This is a genomic window from Mycobacterium scrofulaceum (assembly GCF_002086735.1).
Taxonomy (GTDB): Bacteria; Actinomycetota; Actinomycetes; order Mycobacteriales; family Mycobacteriaceae; genus Mycobacterium; species Mycobacterium scrofulaceum.
In genome coordinates this window covers 1-5,904 of sequence record NZ_MVIJ01000106.1, presented here as the reverse complement: position 1 = coordinate 5,904, position 5,904 = coordinate 1, and the positions used below count along the sequence as shown (strand labels likewise).

General features: G+C 63.5%; 3 protein-coding genes and 1 pseudogene. 3 read left to right on the top strand and 1 reads right to left on the bottom strand.

Features of this window, described 5'->3' with window-relative positions; genetic code table 11:
- The 3 genes and pseudogenes from BST44_RS28650 to BST44_RS28640 all read left to right on the top strand — a co-directional run.
- Positions 1-1,645 (top strand): annotated as a pseudogene (locus BST44_RS28650) (AAA family ATPase); the annotation flags it as partial.
- A 248-nt stretch (positions 1,646-1,893) separates the two neighbouring features.
- Positions 1,894-3,408, top strand: a complete 1,515-nt coding sequence (locus BST44_RS28645) for a serine/threonine-protein kinase (RefSeq protein WP_197083339.1) — start codon at positions 1,894-1,896, stop codon at positions 3,406-3,408.
- Positions 3,409-3,454: 46 nt separating this feature from the next.
- The gene (locus BST44_RS28640) at positions 3,455-5,251 is read left to right on the top strand and encodes a DEAD/DEAH box helicase (RefSeq protein WP_007172175.1); all 1,797 of its coding nucleotides are present in this window, start codon (positions 3,455-3,457) and stop codon (positions 5,249-5,251) included.
- 267 nt (positions 5,252-5,518) lie between these two features.
- Here the strand turns inward: BST44_RS28640 and BST44_RS28635 are convergent, their stop codons facing one another.
- Positions 5,519-5,824: a hypothetical protein gene (locus BST44_RS28635; RefSeq protein WP_047324006.1), complete on the bottom strand. Its 306-nt coding sequence runs from the start codon at positions 5,822-5,824 to the stop codon at positions 5,519-5,521.
- Positions 5,825-5,904: the final 80 nt, after the last annotated feature.

Here is a 5,904-nt window from a genome sequence, read left to right as displayed (position 1 = left end):
ACCCGAACAACCCCCACTGCACCCCGAGGAAGAAGAACAACTTCCCCCCGACCCCCACGCAACCAGGATTGACATGCCTGCCACCGACCTGTCTACGCAACCGTGGCACCCCGAACTCGTTGAGCCCGACCCGACCAACACCCCGCTTGAGACCGCCGACGAACTCGCCGGCCTGGACTTCGACGACCTCCCCCGCCACCGCGTGGCACCCCCGCCACTGCCGGCCGCTCTGCTTGACCTCACCAGCTTGCGGACCCAATACCAGCAGGCGCTGGCCGACCATCAGGCCCTGCATGCCCGCGCCGCAATTGGTGACGGACCGGCAATGCGCCAAGCCACCCCGCGCATCCGCGAACTGCGCCAGCGCGCCGACGCCGACCGCCCCTACTTGATCGCCGTTCACGACGTGACCGCCGAATGGGCCGACGCCGAAGCCGAATACGAGACAGCGCTAAGCCATGTCGACTGGGCGCGCAACCAGCTCGACGAGCTGCAGGCTCAACCTGACGTCGACCCACTTGACATCGCCTCGGCCAAACTCGATGTCCAACTGCGACTCATGGCACTCCCCGACACTGCGCCCGCCGAGCGCTATCAGGCTGCGCTTCGCGAAGCACTCGCGGCGCGTGCAAAGGCCGCCGGCGGCGCGGACCGCGTCATCAGCGGTGACGACGTCGACAACGTCATCGCCGAAGCACGATCCGAAGACGATCGCGCCGTGCTGGCCGCCCGCCGGCGCTCCAGCCAGCTGCGCCGTGACCTTGACCGCGCAGAACTGGCTGCCGCCGCCGCGTTCGCGGCCGCCGAAACCCGTTCGGCCGAGCACATCACCGCCCAACTCGGCCAACTGGCCATCGAGCTACGCGTGCTCGAAGCCGCCAGCCGCTTCCAACCGCACCGCCCCCTCAGCCTTGCCAACAGTGCCGCCGCCGACCTCTCCCCCGCCATAGCCGCCGCCATCACCAGCACCGCAAGGCTGCCCTTCGCCGTCACGGTCGTGCACGCCCAACCCTCGCCCGAGCGCCGCGCCGCCCTGCACACCCTGCACAGCGCGGCTGCAGCCTCCGAACGAAAGATCCTGTGGTGCAGCCCTACTCGCGAACAAGCCGAGGACGCCGTGACCAACGAGCTCGCCGACACCGCTGCCACCATCACCGAAACCCACGCCACCATCACCAACAAAAAGTCGCAGTCGCCGTTACCCCCCGGCAGTCTCATCATCATCGACGACGCCGCCAGCGCCGACCCTGCAATAATCGCCGACCTCGCCGAACACGCCGCGGCCAACCAGTCCGGCCTTGTCCTGCTCGACACGACCGGCCAAACGTGGCCACCCAAGCCTGCCCAGCGGCTCCTGCGACTCGTCGCCACCGAATTACCCTGGACGACAACCATCGGCGCGCCCCCAACGTCGGCTGTCATCAACCGCGGGACCCCGCCCGACCTCGACCCCGCGCTCACCCAGGCAGGGCGCCTGCACCCAGCCATACTCGACGAGCGACTGCGCGACAGCCTCGCACGCGCCGCCCAGCTCCACGCCACCATCCACGCCGCCTACCAGCGACACCTTGAGGCCACCTGGCTTCGCGAACGCGGCCCCCACGCCAAGCAACAATCTCCAGAAATCGGCATCACCGATGACTGAGTGATCTGCTTAGAACAGGGATCCGTTCCGTTCGGGGTCTCTCGCAGCCAAATTACCGACTCGTCGTCGTCCCCACCGTGCTACGACGCGCGGACGTGGGCAACCGGTTTTGTCGCCGCTCGGCGACGACGCGATAAATAGTTGAGCCAACCACAACCAATTCGGTGTTATACTTGATTTGAGAACAACTATTTCTGGAGGCAACCGTGCGTCTTGGCGGAATATCGGAGGTGGCCGAGGAGCTCGGCGTGAGCACTCAGCGCATCGCGACACTGCGGCAGCGAAACGACTTCCCCGACGCGGTGGGGGAGATTGCGCAGGGCCCTATCTGGGACCTCGATGTTGTCGCTGGATGGAACAGCTCAGGCCTCCGTCAGACCAAGGCCGGCAGGCCGAAGTCGGACGAGAAGACCCGCACGCTGGGTGGGCGATTCCTGCTGGAACACGCTCGGATCGGTGGTGGCGGCTTCGCCGACGTCTTCCGTGCCACCGACCGCAAGACCAGCGAACTGGTCGCCGTCAAAGTGCTGAAGGACACCGTCGCGGTTGACCCCGAAGCCATCAAGAGGTTTCGGCGTGAGCTTCGGCTCCTCGAAGACCTGCACCACCCCAACGTTATTTCGGTGCTTGCCCACGGCGAGACCGACGACGACAACATCTGGTATGCGATGCCGTTGGCGCAGGGCAGCCTGACCGACTACGTCGACACGGTGGGCGGCCAAGCGCGATTGATCGTCGACATCATGCGTCAGATCTGCACGGGGCTCGGTTACGTCCATGATCGGGGCATCTATCACCGAGATCTCAAGCCGGCCAACGTTTTGCGGCTGAGCAACGGCGATTGGGCGGTATCGGATTTCGGGCTTGCCGTTGAGGCCGAGCGGCACACCGACCCGCTGACCTCAACGCTGCGACAAGGGTTGGGCACGTGGGTCTACACAGCACCGGAGCAGTGGCAACGGGCCCGAAGCGCCGACCACCGTTCCGACATCTACGGTCTGGGCAAGATCCTGCAGGAGCTCGTGACTCAGGACTTCCCAGTGAACAACGAGGTGGAGCCCGGCCCGCTGCGACCTGTCATCGAGACCGCGATCGCCAACTCGCCTGATCGCCGTTACCAGTCGATCGAGCACTTCATGAATGCACTCGAGCGTGCTGTTGATGCACACGAGGAATACGTGGCCAACGAGTCGAAGGAAGAGGCAGCGGAGCGCCTGCAGGACCGCATGCGCAGTCCGTCGGTCGCCGACGCGGACTTGATCGAGATGATCGAGTGGGCAGCCGCGTTGGATGAGTCCAGCCACGACGACATGCACGTGCTGACCCGAGTGCTGCCCTGGTGCACTCGAGGGTCCGTCAAATTCCTCTGGAGCGAACAGCGGGGCGCGTTCCAGCGCGTCTACCAGCGGTTCACCGACTTTCTGAGGCATGGGAACTTCTCGTTCGAGTACTGCGACGTGCTGGCTGACTTCACCCGCATTGTCGTGGCCGAGACGAAGGACTCCAGCGTGATGCGGATGAGCGTGGGCGCGCTCGCGTCGCTGGGGCCCCGCCACAACCGGTGGCACGTGCGTGACGTCCTGGTCAAGATCCTGCAGGAGGTCAAGTCTGACGAGATGGCCTCGGCAGCAGTGGAAGCGTTGCGGGCGGCCGACGCCGATGACGTCGAGTGGTCGATCAGCGATTTCGCGATCCGCACGCTGCCCCCCGCGATCCGTAGCGGCGTCGAGAAGCTGCGGCCTCCGAAGAGTTCCGCATCCTGAACCAGATCGCCTTGCCGACAACGTTTTCCACAAAAGGGGTAGCTTTATGAAAATCGACCAGTACGTCACCCTGCGACCCACCGTGACGGGCAATGCGTCCTTGCGCGAGCCGCAGATCGAGGCATACGAAACGCTCACCGGGCACGACTTCGACGCTCCCGAGGGCCGCGAAGTCTCCGTCGTGCTGCCGGTGGGCTGCGGGAAGTCAGGCCTCCTGGCTCTCACGCCGTTCGCCGCACAGTCTCACCGCGCACTGCTGGTCGCACCGAACCTCAAGATCGCCGACCAGCTGCTGAAGGATCTGACACCTAGCGACCCGAAGTTCTTCTACCTTAAGCGCAAAGTGTTGGACTCCGCGCCGTTCCCAGAGCCCGCAGAAATCCGAGGCACGTCGACCAACGTCACCGATCTCGAAGTGGCTGACATCGTGGTGACGAATATTCATCAGCTCCAGCGAGCCGAAAACACCTGGCTTGCAAAGCTTCCTGCCGACTTCTTCGATCTGATCATGTTCGACGAAGGCCATCACAACGTGGCCGAGAGCTGGGACACTCTGCGGCGGCACTTCCCGGACGCACGCATCGTGAACGTGAGCGCCACCCCCGGTCGTGCCGACGGGCGAATCATGGCCGGTGAAATCATCTACAGCTACCCCATCTCTCGCGCGGTGGAGAAGGGATACGTCAAGCGCATCAACGGCTACCGCCTCAACCCGACCACGCTGCACTACGTCCGGCGCCCTGACGACAACACCGAAGTCGAGGTGTCCTTGGAAGAGGTCCGCCGCCTCGGCGAGCGCGACGCAGGCTTCCGGCGCAGCGTCGTGAGCTCAGACGCCACCCTCACCACCATCGCCGAGGCCTCCCGCCAGAAATTGTTCGAGCTGCGGGAAAAGACCGGCGAGGCCAGGCTTAAGATCATTGCGGCGGCGTTGAACATGGAGCACTGCAAACAGGTCGTCGCCAAGTTCCGCGAACTGGGGCTCCGCGCCGACTTCGTTCACAGCCTGATCGAAGGCAAGAGCAAAGCGAACGAGCGAGTTTACCAGCGGTTGGAGAACCACGAACTCGACGTGATCGTACAGGTGCGCAAACTCGGTGAAGGATACGACCACCCGTATCTCAGCGTCGCCGCTGTCTTCAGCATCTTCAACAACCTCAGCCCTTTCATGCAGTTCGTGGGGCGCATCATGCGGGTGATTCCAGATGTTGACCCCTTCGATGCCGTCAACGATGGCGTCGTCGTTTTTCACGTCGGCGGCAACATCACCGGGGTCTGGAACGACTTCCAGGAGTTCGCCGAAGCAGACCAAGAGTTCTTCGCGCAGCTCATCGACGAGACCGTTGTTGAACCCCTGCCCACTCGCGAACCCCCACCTGGAGGTGGCCAGAACGCTCCGCTGCCGGTGATCACTGGCCAGGCCGACATCCAACTCGAAAACCTGACCCTGATCGCCCTCAGCGCCGACCCAGATGTTGCGCAGGCCCTGACCGTGCTCAAGGAAAAGGGTATCGACACCGGAGTCAAATTCGATCAGCTACAACGCGTCCAGCCCACCAAACAACAGACACGTCGATCCAAAAAGACCCTGCTCGACGATTTGGTGAAGAACGAGGCTGGCAAGTTTCTGGCCAAACACAGCCTCAATCGCGTTGGCCGCGAGCTGGACCGCACCCGGGAGAACTTCGTCACCGTGAAATCGGCCATCGACAGGCGGATCAAGACAATGGTTCCCAGCGGTGCCACCAATAGGAAGGATTACACCGCGGACGACTGCGACTACCTCATCGCGCGGTTGCCTCAGATCGTTGCTGCGGTCGAGGAGGAACTGCGACATGGGTAAGCCCCGCTCACTGCTGCGAACGCTGTCGATTGGCACGGCAGGACGACGGCACCCGTGTCGGTCAGACAAAAACCACGTGCTCAATAAGGGCGACCCGATACTTATCGTCAAGGTCGACCGTGACACTGCCCACTACTGCAGCGATTGCGCTCGAACGTTCATCAACACCGCCCGACAACAGCTGTCTGCCCTTGAAGAAGAGCTCGGGCGAACAACCCCGCCAAGCAGCTGACATCCAGAGTCGCACTCAGGATCCCGTCCACCTCTCTAATCGTCGGGGACAGCCTTACAGACCTCCGATGGTTCTGGCGTGCCAAGGCGGTAGTCCGTGATGTCGGGCTCGTCGACCACAGGTCCCATCGCAGTCGCGACTCTCGGCAGCGCGGAAAGCATTGTGAGAGCGTCGAAGCGGTCACGGTCGCGACTCATATCGTCGTAGACGATCTGAAGGTCCGAGGTGGGCAGTTGTTGCTGCAGTTCTTCGAAGGCTGCGGCTGCCGCGCCCGGCTCGGGCAGGCCCGACCGGACTACCCAGACATCTAGATCGCCAGGTGTGATAGCGGATGCAGCCAAGTGTGTCGCCTGCCAGGGTGATGGGACCTCTGGTTTGCCATGAGCATGGGACCGGGTTGTTCCGGTTGTAGGCCGTGCGT

What these genes read in the sequence shown, in the direction of transcription:
- BST44_RS28640 (WP_007172175.1), top strand. Translation starts at nt 3,455, where the DNA reads ATGAAAATCGACCAGTACGTCACCCTGCGACCCACCGTGACGGGCAAT.